Source organism: Sphingomonas sp. IC-56, assembly GCF_021043375.1.
Classification (GTDB): domain Bacteria; phylum Pseudomonadota; class Alphaproteobacteria; order Sphingomonadales; family Sphingomonadaceae; genus Sphingomonas.
Window position 1 is genome coordinate 145,788 of sequence record NZ_JAJNDV010000007.1, and the last position, 15,544, is coordinate 161,331.

The following is a 15,544-nucleotide window of genomic DNA, read 5'->3' on the forward strand; positions in this document are numbered from 1 at the left end:
GCGTGCTGGTCGCCAGGCTGGAAGTATTGGGTGAGATCGACCAGCGCGGCGCGGTGCGTTTCTATGTCGCGGGCGAGACTCGGCTGCGCGGCGGCGACGGCCGCCCGGTCGATGTACAGATCGAGAATCTGTCGCGCACCGGTTTCCTGTTCCTGTCGCAACTCGGCTATCCGGTCGGGACCCTGGTGACGATCGGACTGTCCGGCGCGGGGCTGCGCGAGGCGCGGGTGGTGTGGCGCGAGGAGGAGCGGCATGGCTGCGAATTCCTGGTGCCGCTGCCCGAATCGCAGATGGAGCTGGCGTATCGCGGTCAGGCGTCGATGCTCGCCGAATTGCAGGAAGCGCTGGCGCGGCGCTGGCCGGCGGCGGCGCCCGAACCGGAGCCCGAGGGCGAAGAGTCGCTGCCGGACAATGTGACTCGCTTCCCGCCGCGCTAACGACTTTCGAGCGCAAGCGGCGGGATGCCGCGGCGCGCGCGCGGGCCTATACCGGCGCCATGACACAGCAGCCGCCACTCACCGACGATGCAGCCTGGGCGGCGTTCGAAGCGCGCGACCGCGCGTATGAAGACTGCTTCGTGGTCGCGGTCACCACCACCGGCATTTACTGCAAGCCGACCTGTCCCGCGCGCCGGCCGCAGCGGGCCCATGTCCGTTTCCTGCCCGACACTGCGGCGGCACGTGCGGCCGGCTTCCGCGCCTGCCTGCGGTGCAAGCCCGACGACATTGCCCGCGAGCGGGTGGCGGTGGCGCAGGCAGTCGCGCTGCTCGACGCGGCGCAGGTGCCGCCGACGCTCGACGCATTGGCGGCAGCGGTCGGCTATGCGCCGCATCATTTCCAGCGTCTGTTCAAGCGTGCGACCGGCGTCAGCCCGGCGGCCTATGTCCGCGGGCTGCGCGCGCGCCGGGCTGCTGCGGCGCTGCACGAGGAAACCAGCGTCACCGACGCAATCTATGCGGCGGGCTATTCCGCGCCCAGCCGCTTCTACGAAACTGCAGGAGACCGGCTCGGCATGGCGCCCAGCGTGTGGAAGCGTGGCGGGGCAGGGGCGACGATCTGGTGGACGCTGGCACCCACTACGCTCGGCCCGCTGCTGATCGCCGCGACCGAGAAGGGGCTCTGCCGCGTCGCCTTTGACGAGGATGGCGCGGCGCTCGCCCGGCGCTTCCCCGCCGCGCAGATCGTGGAGGGTGGTGAAGCGCTGCAAGCGCTAGCCGCCCGCGTGGTCGCCGAGATGGAAACGCCCGGGCGCGACACCAGCCTGCCGCTCGACGTGCAAGGCACGGCGTTCCAGGAAGCGGTGTGGCAGGCACTGCGCGCGATTCCGGCAGGCGAGACCCGCAGCTATTCGCAGCTGGCGGTCGCCGCGGGTCGGCCCGGCGCGGTTCGCGCAGCGGGCACCGCGTGCGGCGCCAACCAGGTCGCGGTGGTCATTCCCTGCCACCGCGCCCAGCGCAGCGACGGCAGCATGGGCGGCTATGCCTATGGCATCGACCGCAAGCGCGTGCTGCGCCGGCGTGAGGGTGTCGAGGATTAGGGTGCCCCGACGCGAAACACTGCGAAGAACGAGACCGGAGCTCCCGCGCCGCGGCCAGTCTTCTCACCTGGACGATGTTTCTGGAAGATTGCAGGCGGGGCAGATCGTCGCTGTTTGCGACGAGAGCGAGCAGACTGCTCAGAAAGGGCCCTATTCCGCCGCCGAAGCCCCCGGCGCGGCGCGGCAGCTATATACCAGCTTCTCGTTATACACCTGCGGCAGCGCCGCGCGGATCGCCTGTTGCTGGGTGGCCAGGTTCGCGCGCGCGGCCTGGTTCGTCGAACAGCTCTTGAGCGGGACGGCGGCGCGCAGCTGCCGGGCCCGCGTCATCTGCTCGACGGAGAGCAGGTAGCGCGTGTTGGTGTAGGTCCGCGTCGCCGGGTCATAGTCGAGCACCGAGACCGACTGTTCCTGCTCCGGCACCAGGATGCGCTGCCAACGCGAGCCGGCCTCGGCATATTGCGTGCGGCCGTTGATGCAGCCGTCGCGGCCGATGTCCAGGGTCACGCGCTCGGTTGCGCTCACGGTCACGCGGCTGCGCTCGGGCACCAGCGTGCAGACCATCTTGCCGCGACCGGCATCGGCGGCGGGGACGGCGCCGTTGCTCGCTGTCGCCTTGGGCAGCGCCATGACGCGATCAGGATCGAAGCTCGGCCGGCTAACGAACAGCACCACTGCGCCGATCATCAGCACGCCGCCGCCTGCCGCGACCCAGATCGCCTCGCGCCGGCGCTCGCGCGACAACAGCAGCCCGCTCCCGCCAAGCGCCAGCGCGCCCAGCACCAGCAGCACCGCGGCGCCGGCCATGAAGTTCTCGCGCGTCGCCTCGTTGCGGGCGCGCGCCTGTTCCAGCGTGTCCTGGCGTTCGGCTGCGGCTTTCGCGGCGGCGGCACGCGCTTCCTGCTCGGTCAGCTGCCGCGCCTGTTCGTCGGCGCTGCGGTCGCGCGCCATCTGTTCCTCGACTGTGGTGCAGGGGGTGCTGACAATAGCGGCGGGCTGGCGGGCCTCCTGAAGGAAGGCGGCAAGCTCGTTCTGCGCGATGGCAAAGGCGAAGGTCGCGTCGCCTTCATCGGCGCGAGTGATGGCCGAATTCACCCCGATCACGCGCCCGCACCTGTCGAGCAGCGGTCCGCCCGAATTGCCCCGCGCGATGTTGGCGGTGTGGAGCAGCACATTGGTGCCCTCCAGCGCCCGCGCGCCGGCAAAGCCGCCCTGCGAGCGCACCGGCGATTGCGGCTTGATGAAGTCGACGGCGGACCGCGCAGTGGCGAGATCGACATTTCCGGGATAGCCAAGCGCGATCAGCGCCTCGCCGTCACTCGGCGCGCCGGCGAACAGCGTGAGCGGCGGCAAGCGCAGGCCCGAAAATTCGATCAGCGCCAGGTCGCGCGCCGGGTCGATCGCGATCAGCCTTCCCTGGACCGACTTGTCGCCCTCCGAAGGCACCACCCCGATCACGACATTGTCGGGATAGCGCGAGGCGAGCTCGACGACATGGGCGTTGGTGACGATGCGGTTGGGCGCGACCGCAAAGCCGCTGCCATGGCCAAAGCCCACCACTTCATCGTCCACCACCGCAATGGTGACGATCCGCACCACCCCGCGGCCCGCCGCGGAAATGTCGTCGGCGCGTGCCGGCGCGCTCCACACCAGCATCAACGCCAACACCGCCAGCAGCCGCCGAACCATCAAACCCGAGCCTTTCGTTGCGGCACAGCTTTCGGGGAAAAAGCCCTTGGGTTCAAGCTAGGCGCGGTGCCGGGGCTAAGCTTCCTCGGGTTCGTTCTTGTCGTCCCTGGATTTATCGAGTTCGCGGATCACCGCGTCGGTGTCACCGCTGTCGATCAGCTTGATCAGCGTGGTCGATGCCATCGCCAGCCCCTTGCCATGCGGCTGATAGGCCAGCGGCGCCAGCATGGCGCGAGCCCGCGCCTTGTTCCCGTCGCGCAGCAGCATGGTGGCCAGGTTGAAGCGCAGGCGGTTGTCCTGCGGCGCCAGCTCGAACGCCTTGTGCAGGCCGTCCTTGGCATTGGCAGAAGGCGTCGCGCCCGCATCCACGAAGCTGCGGTAATACAGGATCAGCGGTTCTGGGTCCTCTGGGTCGATGCGGTTACCAGCGGCGATGATCTTGCGGATGGCGGACCAGGTCGCGGGCGTCTTGTCCCCTGCCTTACGTGCGACGCCCATGCGCGCCATCGCCTTATAAACATGGCCGTCCACGCTCTTTGGATTGGCTTTCAGCGCGCGGTCGGCCGCAGCCTCCGCAGTGACGAAGTCGCCCGCGTCATAGGCGGCCTCGGCCAGCACCATCTGGGCGCCATGATCGTCGGGGTGAGGCGCCGCGGCGCGCTTGGCGCGTTGATACACGCCCAGTGAGGTCTTGGAATCCACGCCCACCTTGGATCGGATGCGGACATCCATTGTTGCCGCCTCTCCGGGCGTGCACTTGCGAAGTTCGACCGGGGCTGTCTTGATCGCCGTACCGGACAGCTTCATGACCTTGAAGGTGCCGCGCTTATAGTCTTCCAGCTCGCGGTCGAGCTTGCGCAAGTCGCCAAAGACTTGTGCAGCCTCCAGCGGCGCCTTTCCCGCGTTGATGGCATCGAGATACGCTCGGGGCTGGCCGGTCCGCGCGTCGGACAACATCAGATAGTGGGCGAGCAGCCATCCGCGGCCGTAAAGGCCGTCGCGCTGTATGTCGTCCAGCTTCAGCGTGTCGGCGACCAGCAGCTTCTGGATCGGCAACGCATTGCCGCTCATCAAGCCATAGCCGCGATATTGCGGCGGCCGCCCCAAGTCGATGGCGCCGTCGTCATAGATTTCACCGTGGCCAGCGTCTCGGCATACCCCTCGATGTACCAGGTCGGATAAACGGCGTCGGGCGAAAAGGTCCACATCAAGTGGTGCGCGTATTCATGGAGCAGGATCGCCTGGGCACTCAGGTCGTCATCGGCTGTCCCCGCCCAGCGCGGCACGACCGCGAGCGAGCCGCCCGCGCGTGAGATGTAGAAACCTGCCGCGTTCCTAATCGAAAGTTTCTCCACGGCGTCAGCGTTGTCGACAAAGTACACATTCAGCCGGTTGGCCTTGCCGATGGGCTGGTCGTCTTGCTTCAACAGGAACCGGATCGCCGCGTCGAAGCGCTCCAGCCTGGCCGCGAACTGCTTGACCCGCGCAGGTGGCTGTTCCGAATAGACCACGAAGTGCGGCGTGCTTGCCTCATACCAGTCCGCCCTGGCGGTGGCAGGCACAACCAATGCCGCCAGTGACAGCGAAACGCGTATCATCCTCTCACCCCCGATATCGTCGCCCGACGATAACCCGCTCCGCCGCACTTGCCTTGAACAAAATCGACAGGGGCTAGAGGAAGTTATACGGGTCCACGTCCACCGCCACGCGCACCTTCGCGCCCCATTCCAATCCGCCGAGCCATTCGCGGATCACGTCCTGCACGTCGAACGCCCGCCTGGCATGGACCAGCAGCCGGAACCGGTGCCGCCCGCGCAGCATCGCCAGAGGGGCGGGGGCGGGACCATAGACGTGCATCTCGTCCATGCGGGGCGCCGTGCGGCCGATCATGCGGGCGACATCGTGTGCCGCGGCCTTGTCCTCGCTCGACACGATGATCGCGGCATAGCGCCCGAACGGCGGCGCCTCCGCCTCGCGCCGCGCCTCGGTCTCGGCTTCGTAAAAGGCAGCGCTGTCGCCTGAGACCAGCGCCTGCATTACCTGTGCATCGGGGGCATGCGTCTGGATGAAGACCGTACCCGGCTTCTCGCCGCGCCCGGCGCGGCCCGACACCTGCATGATCTGCTGGAAGGTGCGCTCCGCTGCGCGCAGATCGCCACCGTCCAGGCCCAGATCGGCATCGACCACCCCCACCACCGTCAGGTTGGGGAAGTGATAGCCCTTGGTCACTAGCTGCGTGCCAACGACGATGTCGATGTCGCCATGCTCCATGCGCTGGACGAACTCCGCCGCCTTGGCCGGGGACCAGAGCGTATCCGACGTGACGATCGCGGTCTTCGCCTGCGGCCACAGCGTCGCCACTTCATCGGCGATCCGCTCCACGCCTGGACCGCACGCAACCAGGCTGTCGGGCTCCTCGCATTCGGGGCAGATTTCGGGCGTCGGCACGGTGTGCCCGCAATGATGGCAGGACAGCCGCCGGATCAGCCGGTGTTCGACCATCCAGGCGGTGCAGTTCGGGCATTGGAAGCGGTGCCCGCAATGCCGGCACAAAGTCAGCGGCGCATAGCCCCGCCGGTTGAGGAACAGCAGCGACTGCTCGCCCCGTTCCAGCGCCGCATCGATCGCCAGCACCAGCTTGGGCGCCAGCCAGCGCCCGCGCTCGGGAGGCTCCTTGATCAGGTCGATCGCCTCGATCTCGGGCAGCTCGGCTACGCCATAGCGCCCCGGCAGCTTCAGCTCTTCATAGCGCCCGACTTCAACCTGGTGGCGCGTCTCGATTGCCGGCGTGGCGGAGGCGAGGATCACCGGACAGCTCTCGAACTTGCCGCGCATCACCGCCACGTCGCGGGCGTGATAATGAACCCCGTCTTCCTGCTTGAAGCTGGTCTCGTGCGCCTCGTCGACGACGATCAGCCCCAGGTTCCGGTACGGCAGGAACAGTGCCGAGCGCGCGCCCACCGTCACCATCGCCTCGCCGCGCGCGATCGCCCGCCAGGCACGGCGGCGTTGCGAGGTACGTAAGCCGGAATGCCAGGCGATCGGCTCGCACCCGAACCGCTTGGCAAAGCGGGTGAGGAACGGCTCGGTCAGCGCGATCTCGGGGAGCAACACCAGGGTCTGCTTGCCCGCCGCCAGCGCCGCGGCCACGGCCTCAAAATACACTTCGGTCTTGCCCGACCCGGTCACCCCGTCGAGCAGGAACGGCTGGAACGCCTCCGCACCCACCGCCTGACGCAGGATCGACGACACGTCGATCTGCTCCTTGCTCAGCGTGGGCGGCGCAAAGTTCGGGTCGGGCAGGGGATAGGGCGAGTCGGTATCCACCGTCACCGCCTCGATGGCGCCCAGCTTGCACAGGCCCCGGATCACGGCCTCGGACACGTCGGCGATGGTGGCAAGCTCGCGCACCAGTCCCTGGCGGTCGCCGATCCGCTCCAGCGCCTGCTCGCGCTGCGCCGTCATGCGCTCAGGGACCAGCCCGGTCGCGCGATATTCGACGATGGTCGGCGCGTTCTCAAACGCAGCGGTCGACGACAGCGCCATGCGCAGCACCGACGAGAGCGGCGCCAGATAATAATTCGCCGTCCACTCCACGAGCCGCCGCACCGCGGCGGTCAGCGGCGGCGCGTCCGCCACCGACAACAGGTTGCGCAGCCGGTTGTCGCCCACTTCTTCGGTCGGCAGCCGCTCGGGCTCCCACACCACCCCGGCATATTGGCGCGGCCCGATCGGCGCAGCCACGATCGACCCCGGCTCGACCTCCATGCCGTGGGGCACGCGATAGTCGAGGGGGCCAAGCGCTGGATGCAGCACAAGGACACGGGCGCGGTTGCCGGGCATGGGAGCCCTCATATGGGTATTTTGCGCCGGGACGGAATCCCCTTCAGAGTGACAATGTCAGCTGCAGCGAAAGCGCATGGTCCATCTGCGCCTGGCTGCCGCCGCGGGCGAAGCGATACTGGTTGAGATAGCCGATGTCCGCCGACACATCCTTGATCAGCGGCACGGTGACGCCAAGGATGTTGCGCATCCGGTCATAGCCCGCGCGCTGTCCCCAGCCGGTGCTGTTGGCCATGAAGAAGCTTTCATGGCTGGCGAACAGTTTCACACCCTTGCCGACCGGATGATTGTACCGGATCAGCGGTCGAATCCGAAAGCCGATCTCCTCGCCATCAGGGTGAAAGCGCTCGTCCACGCGCAGCCGGCCCGTCACGCGCCCAAAGGTCAGCACTACATGCTGGCGCAGCCGGTTCTCGTCATCGGCGGTGTTGCCGCCATGCCCCGCGACATGGCGATAGCCAAAGCCGATCTCGACATGGTCCGACAGCTTGTGGCTGACGATCCCGCCCAGCTCGGTGTGGTACAGGCCGTCCTGACGGTCGCTCCAGCGCGCGATCCCTTCCAGCGTGACGCGGGTGTCGTCGCTTAGCCCGATGTTGATGTTGGTCTGCGTCCACAGTTGCGCGTCCTCGGTCTGCGCTTGTGCGGCGACCGGCAGCAGCGACAGCGCAGCGGCAAGGGTGAATAGACGCAAGGGACAAAGCTCCGGGGTTCGACGCGGCATATAGGCGCGTCCGCATGATCGCCAAAGTGCGGGATTGTACGCGTTGCCAAATGCGGGCGGACCGATAGGCTAGGGGCGCCGAACCGGGAAAGGGGGAGAACCGATGTTCCTGACTGCACTCGCGCTCAGCATGGCCGCCGCGCCCTGCCGCACCTATGACACCGCGCTGCCCCAACCTCTGCGCGGCTGGACGCGCACCGGGCGCGGCCTGGACACCGGCCATGCCGTCACGCTGAACGCAGGCCGCGACCGCAACGTTGCCACTACCATGCGCATCCGCAAGGCAGGCACCTTTGGCATCGCGCTCGACCAGGCCGGCTGGATCGATGTCGCGCTAGGACGCGGACAGCCGCTTGCCTCCGTGGCGCACGGCCACGGCCCGGAATGCTCCACCATCCGCAAGATCGTCCGCTACCGCCTGCAACCCGGCACCTATCGCGTCGCGGCCTCACGGCTTAAGGGAACGCGCGCGCGGCTGATGCTGGTGCGCTACTGATTCTCGCTTAGGGGCCACACCCATGAAGTTCTTCGCCGATACCGCCGATACCAAGGAAATCCGCGACCTGGCCGATGCCGGGCTGCTCGACGGCGTCACCACCAATCCGTCGCTGATCCACAAGGCCGGCCGCAACTTCCTGGAAGTGGTCGAGGAAATCTGCGGCATCGTGCCGGGCATGCCGGTCTCCGCCGAAGTCGTCGCGCTCGACTATGAGACGATGATGAAGGAAGCCGAGATCGTCCGGAAGATCGCCGACAACATCGCGGTCAAGGTTCCGCTGACGATCGACGGGCTGAAAGTCTGCAAGGCGCTGACCGACGACGGCACCATGGTCAACGTGACGCTCTGCTTCTCGGCCAACCAGGCGCTGCTTGCGGCAAAGGCCGGCGCGACCTTCATCTCGCCCTTCGTCGGCCGCCACGACGATATCGGCTTCGACGGCATGGACCTGATCGAGGCCATTCGCCTGATCTACGACAATTACGATTTCGACACCCAGATCCTGGTAGCCAGCGTGCGCCATCCGGTCCACATCCTCCAGGCCGCCAAGATCGGTGCCGACGTGATGACCGCACCGCCCGCCGTCATTCGCCAGCTGGTCAAGCACCCCCTGACCGACAAGGGCATCGAAGGCTTCCTGGCCGACTGGGCCAAGACCGGCCAGACCATCGCTTGACCTCTTAGATCCTCCCCGGAACGGGGAGGGGGACCATGCGTAGCATGGTGGAGGGGGAGCGCCACAGGCGACTCGCTTGCGGAAAGCCCCCTCCACCACGCGACTTAGGTCGCGCGGCCCCCCCTCCCCGTGTCGGGGAGGATTGTTTAGGGTGGCGTCGTGACCCCACTCCCACTCCTCTACGCCCAGCACCTCGCCCGCGACCGCCGCCGTTCCGCGCACACCGTCCGCGCCTACGAAGCCACCGCGCTCCGCCTCCTGGCCTTCCTCCAGTCGCACTGGGGCGGACCGGTTGCCCGCGAAGCGCTCGCCCAGATTACCCCCGCCGACCTCCGCGCTTTCCTCGCGCATCGCCGCAATGAAGGTCTGTCCAACGCCTCCGCCGCACGCGAACTTTCCGCCGTACGCGGTTTCCTGAAGTTCGCAGGCGGCGAGGGCGCCGAACTCCCCCGCCTGCGCGGGCCCCGCGTGAAGAAGGGCGTGCCCCGCCCGATCTCGCCTCAGGAAGCCGTGGCGCTCGCCGAAACGGTGTCGGAGGAAGCGGTCGAACGCTGGATCGCCGCGCGCGACTGGGCGGTGCTTCTGCTGCTCTACGGCGCTGGCCTGCGCATCGGCGAGGCGGTAGGCCTCACCGCCGCCATCCTCCCGCTCGGCGAGACCCTCACGGTCACCGGCAAGCGCAACAAGACGCGGCTGGTGCCGCTGCTGCCCCAGGTCCGCGCGGCGATCGAAGCCTATGCCGAGGCCTGCCCCTACGCGCTTGGCCGCGACGCCCCCCTGTTCCGCGGCGCCAAGGGCGGTCCGCTTTCGCCGGGCATCATCCGCAAATCGGTCCGCAGCGCCCGCGCCATGCTTGGCCTGTCCGACCGCACCACACCTCACGCGCTACGCCACAGCTTCGCCACGCATCTGCTCGGCCGCGGCGCCGATCTGCGGGCGCTACAGGAACTGCTTGGTCACGCCAGCCTCAGTTCGACGCAGATCTACACCGCCGTCGATGCCGCCCACCTGTTGGACGTCTACCGCAACGCCCATCCACGCGCCTAACGCTGCGCGCGGGGCTTCCACGTCACGACACGCCACACATAACCGCCCACGCACAGCACCGCGAAGGCGATCAGGGCCGGCACGATGAACCGCTCGATATCCTCGATATGCGTGTCCAGCCCCATGCCGACCGACACCAGCAGGCAGTTCCACAACAGGCTGCCGGCACAGGTGAACAGGCAGAAGCGCAAGAAGGGCATGTGCATCATGCCCGCGGGGATCGAGATCACCGTGCGCCCGAACGGCAGAAAGCGGAACACGAACACCGTGATCCCGCCCCAGCGGTCGAAATAGCGGTGCAGCTTCTCGACATCCTCCCATTCGATCGTCAGCCAGCGGCCCCAGCGCGTCACCAACGGCCGCAGCCGTTCATAGCCCAGCCGTCGCCCGATCTCCCACCAGAACAGATTGCCGACCACCGTGCCCAGCGTGCCGACCACGATCACGCCGATCAGGTCGAGCTTGCCCTTGGACACGGCGATTCCCGCCATGCCCATGATCGCCTCCGACGGGATCGGCGGCACGATGTTCTCGAGCATCATCAACACGAAGATGCCCCAATAGCCCCAGTCCAGCAGTCCGTTCATCGCGCCTGTCTCAGCCGGCCATGGACGCGACGCGACGCTCGATCGCGTCCCAGATCATGCCGCCGACATCGCTGCCGTTGAACTTGTCGATCGCGACGATGCCCGTGGGAGAGGTGACGTTGATCTCGGTCAGCCACTCGCCGCCGATCACGTCGATGCCGACGAACAGCAGCCCGCGCTTCTTGAGCTCCGGGCCCATCGCCGCGCAGATCTCTTCCTCGCGCGCCGTCAACTCGGTCTTGGCCGCCGATCCGCCCACCGCCAGGTTCGACCGGATCTCGCCTTCGCCCGGGATGCGGTTGATCGCGCCGGCCACTTCACCATCGACCAGCACGATGCGCTTGTCGCCCTGCGCCACCGAAGGCAGGAACGCCTGCACCATGTGCGGCTCGCGATAGGCGGTGTTGAACACTTCGATTAGTGCCGACAGATTGGCGCCGTCGCGCCCGACCTTGAAGATCGCCTTGCCGCCATTGCCGTGCAGCGGCTTGATGACGATTTCGCCATGTTGCGCCAGGAACGCGCGCGCTTCGTCGAGGCTGCGGGTGATCAGCGTCGGCGGCATGAAGCGCGCATAATCCAGCACGAAGACCTTTTCCGGCGCGTTCCGCACGCTTGCGGGATCGTTCACGACCAGCGTCTTGTGCGCGATCCGCTCCAGCAGATGGGTCGCGGTAATATAGCCCAAGTCAAAGGGCGGGTCCTGGCGCATCAGCACCACATCGGCCTCTTCGCCCAGATCGAGGCTTACCGGCGAGCCAAAGGTGAAGTGGTCGCCTTGCACCGGCTGCACGGTGACGGGATGCGCCTGCGCCCAAACGCGGCCATCGGAATAGTTCAACTCCTCGGGGCCATAGTGGAACAGCCGGTGCCCGCGCGCCTGCGCCGACAGCATCAGCGCAAAGCTGGAATCCCCGGCGATGTTGATGTCCTTCAGCGGGTCCATCTGCACGGCAACGACAAGCGACATGGGGCCTCCTTCAGGACACGCACTAAGGTGACGTAACGAACTACGTCACCCGATCCAGGCGTTCTCGATATGGCGAGGCACCGTGCGCGGGGCAATCAGGATCACGTCGACGCGAATGTCTTCACCGGCCAAAGCGTAGCGCGGCATCAGATATTCCGCCGCCGCCGCCACCCGCGCCAGCCGCCGTTCGTCGATGGCGAAGTCGAGGTCGGCAGCGTTTGCGCGGGTCTTTACTTCCACGAATGCGATCAGGTTTCCCTTGCGCACGATCAGGTCGACTTCACCCACCGGCGTGCGGACTCGGCGGTCGAGAATCCGCCAGCCCTTGAGCCACAGCCACCAGGCAGCGCGGCGTTCACCCTCGCGGCCGCGATTTTCCGCCGCTTTACGGTCCCTTGCCGCAGCTTTGGGTCGCTTCATCTGCAAGGACTCGCCACTTCGCGATAACCTGCATTAGACATACTCGACCGAACCGAAATGAGTCGGGTCGCTTGTCGCCACCGGGGGGTGTCGAACACATGGAATCGAACGAACGTTACTACCGTCGTCGTGCCATTCAGGAGATGACGGCCGCCCGCCTCGCAGTGACCGAGGGCGCCAAGCAGCGCCGTCGCGAACTGGCCGAGGGTTATGTCCGCCGCCTGGCCGAACTGACCGGTTCGGATGAGCGGTTCCTTCTGGATTCGGTCACCGCTCATCAGGTCCAGCTCGCCTAAGCCTTCATCGCAAGCGCGCGTTGGTACAGCGCCTTGCGGTCCAGGCCCAGTTTCTTGGCCACTTCACCCGCCGCCTTGGCAGGGGGCAGCCTTGTCAGCGCCTCTGCCAGAGCAGCATCGGCATCTTCCTCGCTGGGCGGGGGTGCTTCGCCCGGGGGGGCGACCACCACCACGATTTCGCCCTTGGGCGGCGCGTCCGCATAGCGCGCGGCGAGCTGCGACAGCGTGCCGGTCACGCATTCCTCGAACTTCTTGGTGATCTCGCGCGCTACCGCGGCCTCGCGGTCGCCCAGGCCCTCCCTCAGGGCCTCCAGCGTCGCCGCCAACCGAGGTCCAGACTCGTACAGCACCAGCGTCGCCCGGATTGCCGCCACCTCGGCGATCGCCTCCGCCTTGGCCTGCATCTTTGGCGGCAAAAAGCCGATGAACAGGAAGCGGTCAGTGGGCAGCCCCGCCAGCGTCAGTGCGGCCACTGCCGCGCACGGTCCCGGGATCGTCGTCACCGCATGCCCCGCCGCCCGCGCATCGCGCACCAGCTTGTAGCCCGGATCGGAGATCAGCGGCGTGCCGGCGTCGGACACGAGCGCGACGGCTTCAGACGCCATCCTGGCCACCAGCCCCGGCCGCACCCCATCGGCGTTATGGTCGTGATAGGGCATCATCCGCCCCTTCGCGCCCAGATGCCGGAACAGCCCGGCTGTCACACGTGAGTCCTCGACCGCAACGATATCGGCGCTCAACAGTATTTCAGACGCGCGCGGCGAAAGGTCGCCGAGATTGCCGATCGGAGTGGCCACGATATAGAGGCCGGGCGCGAGAACAGAAGTCATCGGGGAAGTTCATGGCAGACGCCAACGGGGTACCGCAACGGGCGGTTTGGAACTTGGTGCGGTCCGCCGCACTCGCAGCAACCATGTTGGTGGCGGCCTGCGTCGCACCGCGCAACGCGCCGGAGCCCGCGCGCGTGCCCCCGCCGGTCGAGCGGCCGCGGCCGGTTGCGCCGCGCCCGATCCAGCCAGGGCTGCCGCAGGATGTGGAGCGGCACCGCGTCGCGCTGCTCGTGCCGCTGTCAGGACCCAATGCCGGCGTCGGCCGCTCGATCCAGAACGCCACGCAGCTGGCGATCCTCGACGCCCGCAACGACGATCTGCGCATCACGACCTATGACACCGCCGCGCCCGGTGGCGCCGCCGCCGCTGCAACCCAGGCGCTTGCCGAGGGCAACCGGCTGATCCTCGGCCCGCTGCTCGCCGAAGACGCGCGCGCCGTCGCGCCGGTCGCTCGCCAGGCACGCGTGCCCGTGCTCAGCTTCTCCAACGATGCCACCGCCGCGGGCAATGGCACCTATATCCTGGGCTATTCGCCGTCGCAGTCGATCGAGCGCGTGGTGGATTATGCGCGCAGCAGCGGCATCACCGAATTTGCCGGGCTGATGCCCGCCGGCACCTATGGCGACCGCGCATCCACCGCCTTCCTGCGCGCGGTCGAGGATGCTGGCGGCAAGGTGCTGGCGATGGAAACCTATGAAGCGCGGCCGGGCTCGATGACGAGCGCTGTTGCGAAGATCGGCCGCTCGCCCTTCCAGGCGATCCTGATCGCGGGCGCCGCCGACAGCGCCGTGACCGCCGTCCCGCTCGTTCGCCGCTCGGCCAGCGGCAAGACGGCGCGCGTGCTCGGCACCGAGTTGTGGAACACCGATTCGGGTGTCGGCGCTCGCACCGCGCTCAACGGCGCCTGGTTCGCCAGCGTGCCCGACAACTATTATCGCCAGTTCGCCGGCAAGTACCGCGCCCGCTTCGGCGCGGCACCGTACCGCTTGTCGACGCTCGGCTATGACGCCGTGCTGCTGACCATCCGCGTCGCGCGTGATTGGCGCCCGGGCTCGGAGTTCCCCGAACGCCGGCTGGTAGACCGCGACGGCTTTGCCGGTCTTGACGGCGCCTTCCGCTTCGGCCGCGACGGCGTCGCCGAACGCGCGCTGGAGGTGCAGGAAGTGCGCGGCGGCACCACCGTCACGGTTTCCGCCGCCCCGACCAACTTCGCAGGAAACTGATCGTGCCTCGATCCTCCCTCGCCCCGGGCGAGGGAGGGCAGGGGGCTCAGGCGACCACCAGCTCGCGCAGGATCGCTTCCAGCACTGGCATTCCTGTATCGGTCACCTGCAACCGCTCGCCGGTCCGGGTTATCAGTCCCTGGCGCTGCATCGCGTCCAGCGCATGCGCATCCAGCGGCGGCGTACCCCCGGCCAGCGCAGCGATACGCGCCAAGTCGACGCCCTCTTCCAACCGCAGCCCCATCAGCAGCGCCTCGACGCCGCGTTCCTGGGGCACCAGCGGGTCCTCCCGCTCAATGCCATGGCCGTTCCGTTCGACGGAGGTCAGCCAGTTCTCCGGCTTCTTGCGCCGCAGGCTCGCCACGCCGCCCCGCCGGCCATGCGCGCCCGGACCCACGCCCGCGTAATCGCCATAGCGCCAATAGGTCAGGTTGTGCCGGCTCTCCGCGCCGGGCCGGGCGTGGTTGGAGATCTCATAAGCCGGCAGTCCAGCCGCCGCCGTCATCGCGCGCGTCGCCTCGAACAGGTCGGCCGCCGCGTCGGGATCAAATGCGGCCAGTTCGCCCTTTTCGAACAAGGTCGCGAAGCGCGTGCCCGCTTCGATGGTCAGCTGATATAACGAAAGATGTTCGGTGCCAAAGCCCAGCGCCCGGCCCAGCTCGGCTTCCCAGCCGGCAAGCGTCTGGTCGGGCCGGGCATAGATCAGGTCGAAGCTCACTCGCGCGAACACGGCCTGCGCGGTGTCGAGCGCCGCCAGTCCCTCGGCCACGCCGTGCGCGCGGCCCAGAAAGCGCAGCGCGTCATCGTCGAGCGCCTGCAACCCCAGCGAAACGCGATTCACGCCGGCCCGCGACAGGTCGGCGAACCGTGCTGCCTCCACCGAAGACGGGTTGGCCTCCAGCGTAATCTCGATGCCCGGCTCGAACGTCCAGTGCTGCGCGGCGGCATCGATCACCGCCGCCACCGTTTCGGGCGGCATCAGCGACGGCGTGCCGCCGCCAAAGAAGATCGACCCCAGCCGTCGCCCCGGCAGCAGCGCGGCCTCATGCGCGAGATCGGCAAGCATCGCCGCGCGCCAGATCTCCTGGTCCACCGATTCGCGGACATGGCTGTTGAAGTCGCAATAGGGGCATTTGGACACGCAGAACGGCCAATGGACGTACAATGCCAGTGGTGGGGAGTCGGCGGTCATGGATCCAGCGC

The 15,544-nt window shown here is 67.7% G+C and carries 17 protein-coding genes; 7 read left to right on the forward strand and 10 right to left on the reverse strand.

Annotation, left to right across the window (positions count from 1 at the left end; all coding sequences use genetic code 11):
* The first annotated feature begins 2 nt into the window (after nt 1-2).
* Nucleotides 3-437 carry a PilZ domain-containing protein gene (locus LQ953_RS11385; RefSeq protein ID WP_231031017.1) on the forward strand — a complete coding sequence of 145 codons (435 nt, stop codon included), beginning with the start codon at nt 3-5 and terminating at the stop codon, nt 435-437.
* 59 nt (nt 438-496) lie between these two features.
* Entirely contained in the window at nt 497-1,537 is a 1,041-nt protein-coding gene (gene ada / locus LQ953_RS11390) for a bifunctional DNA-binding transcriptional regulator/O6-methylguanine-DNA methyltransferase Ada (RefSeq protein WP_231031018.1), read from the forward strand.
* Between the two features lie 150 nt (nt 1,538-1,687).
* On the opposite strand, the gene LQ953_RS11395 is transcribed toward ada, so the two are convergent.
* The 5 genes from LQ953_RS11395 to LQ953_RS11415 all read right to left on the reverse strand — a co-directional run bounded on the left by LQ953_RS11395 (nt 1,688) and on the right by LQ953_RS11415 (nt 7,763).
* On the reverse strand, nt 1,688-3,226 hold the full coding sequence (locus tag LQ953_RS11395) for a S1C family serine protease (RefSeq protein WP_231031019.1): 1,539 nt from the start codon (nt 3,224-3,226) through the stop codon (nt 1,688-1,690).
* 75 nt (nt 3,227-3,301) lie between these two features.
* The gene (locus LQ953_RS11400; RefSeq protein WP_231031020.1) at nt 3,302-4,297 is read right to left on the reverse strand and encodes a hypothetical protein; all 996 of its coding nucleotides are present in this window, start codon (nt 4,295-4,297) and stop codon (nt 3,302-3,304) included.
* Nucleotides 4,297-4,824, reverse strand: coding sequence for a hypothetical protein (locus LQ953_RS11405; RefSeq protein ID WP_231031021.1), 528 nt, complete (start codon nt 4,822-4,824; stop codon nt 4,297-4,299). Before LQ953_RS11405 ends, LQ953_RS11400 begins: the two co-directional genes overlap by 1 nt.
* A gap of 73 nt (nt 4,825-4,897) precedes the next feature.
* The gene (locus LQ953_RS11410; protein WP_231031022.1) at nt 4,898-7,069 is read right to left on the reverse strand and encodes a primosomal protein N'; all 2,172 of its coding nucleotides are present in this window, start codon (nt 7,067-7,069) and stop codon (nt 4,898-4,900) included.
* 43 nt (nt 7,070-7,112) lie between these two features.
* The gene (locus LQ953_RS11415; protein WP_231031023.1) at nt 7,113-7,763 is read right to left on the reverse strand and encodes a DUF2490 domain-containing protein; all 651 of its coding nucleotides are present in this window, start codon (nt 7,761-7,763) and stop codon (nt 7,113-7,115) included.
* Nucleotides 7,764-7,896: 133 nt separating this feature from the next.
* On the opposite strand from LQ953_RS11415, the gene LQ953_RS11420 reads away from it, so the two are divergent.
* The 3 genes from LQ953_RS11420 to LQ953_RS11430 all read left to right on the forward strand — a co-directional run bounded on the left by LQ953_RS11420 (nt 7,897) and on the right by LQ953_RS11430 (nt 10,015).
* Entirely contained in the window at nt 7,897-8,289 is a 393-nt protein-coding gene (locus LQ953_RS11420) for a hypothetical protein (RefSeq protein ID WP_231031024.1), read from the forward strand.
* A gap of 22 nt (nt 8,290-8,311) precedes the next feature.
* Nucleotides 8,312-8,968, forward strand: a complete 657-nt coding sequence (gene fsa, locus LQ953_RS11425) for a fructose-6-phosphate aldolase (RefSeq protein ID WP_231031025.1) — start codon at nt 8,312-8,314, stop codon at nt 8,966-8,968.
* 159 nt (nt 8,969-9,127) lie between these two features.
* The gene (locus LQ953_RS11430; protein WP_231031026.1) at nt 9,128-10,015 is read left to right on the forward strand and encodes a tyrosine recombinase XerC; all 888 of its coding nucleotides are present in this window, start codon (nt 9,128-9,130) and stop codon (nt 10,013-10,015) included.
* On the opposite strand, the gene LQ953_RS11435 is transcribed toward LQ953_RS11430, so the two are convergent.
* The 3 genes from LQ953_RS11435 to LQ953_RS11445 are packed head-to-tail and all read right to left on the reverse strand — an operon-like array spanning nt 10,012 to nt 11,992.
* Nucleotides 10,012-10,602, reverse strand: coding sequence for a DedA family protein (locus tag LQ953_RS11435; protein WP_231031027.1), 591 nt, complete (start codon nt 10,600-10,602; stop codon nt 10,012-10,014). The genes LQ953_RS11430 and LQ953_RS11435 overlap by 4 nt on opposite strands.
* Nucleotides 10,603-10,612: 10 nt before the next feature.
* The gene (gshB, locus tag LQ953_RS11440; RefSeq protein ID WP_231031028.1) at nt 10,613-11,572 is read right to left on the reverse strand and encodes a glutathione synthase; all 960 of its coding nucleotides are present in this window, start codon (nt 11,570-11,572) and stop codon (nt 10,613-10,615) included.
* Nucleotides 11,573-11,617: 45 nt separating this feature from the next.
* A complete protein-coding gene (locus LQ953_RS11445) occupies nt 11,618-11,992 on the reverse strand; it encodes a YraN family protein (protein ID WP_231031029.1) in 375 nt (124 codons plus the stop codon).
* A 98-nt stretch (nt 11,993-12,090) separates the two neighbouring features.
* Here LQ953_RS11445 and LQ953_RS11450 point away from each other — a divergent pair, with 98 nt between their 5' ends.
* Nucleotides 12,091-12,288: a hypothetical protein gene (locus tag LQ953_RS11450; RefSeq protein ID WP_231031030.1), complete on the forward strand. Its 198-nt coding sequence runs from the start codon at nt 12,091-12,093 to the stop codon at nt 12,286-12,288.
* Here LQ953_RS11450 and rsmI read toward each other — a convergent pair.
* Nucleotides 12,285-13,118: a 16S rRNA (cytidine(1402)-2'-O)-methyltransferase gene (rsmI, locus tag LQ953_RS11455; RefSeq protein ID WP_231031031.1), complete on the reverse strand. Its 834-nt coding sequence runs from the start codon at nt 13,116-13,118 to the stop codon at nt 12,285-12,287. The genes LQ953_RS11450 and rsmI overlap by 4 nt on opposite strands.
* Nucleotides 13,119-13,129: 11 nt before the next feature.
* Between rsmI and LQ953_RS11460 the strand changes: the two genes are divergently transcribed.
* Nucleotides 13,130-14,341, forward strand: a complete 1,212-nt coding sequence (locus LQ953_RS11460; RefSeq protein ID WP_231031032.1) for a penicillin-binding protein activator — start codon at nt 13,130-13,132, stop codon at nt 14,339-14,341.
* A 46-nt stretch (nt 14,342-14,387) separates the two neighbouring features.
* Here the strand turns inward: LQ953_RS11460 and hemW are convergent, their stop codons facing one another.
* On the reverse strand, nt 14,388-15,533 hold the full coding sequence (gene hemW / locus LQ953_RS11465) for a radical SAM family heme chaperone HemW (protein ID WP_231031033.1): 1,146 nt from the start codon (nt 15,531-15,533) through the stop codon (nt 14,388-14,390).
* Between the last annotated feature and the right edge of the window lie 11 nt (nt 15,534-15,544).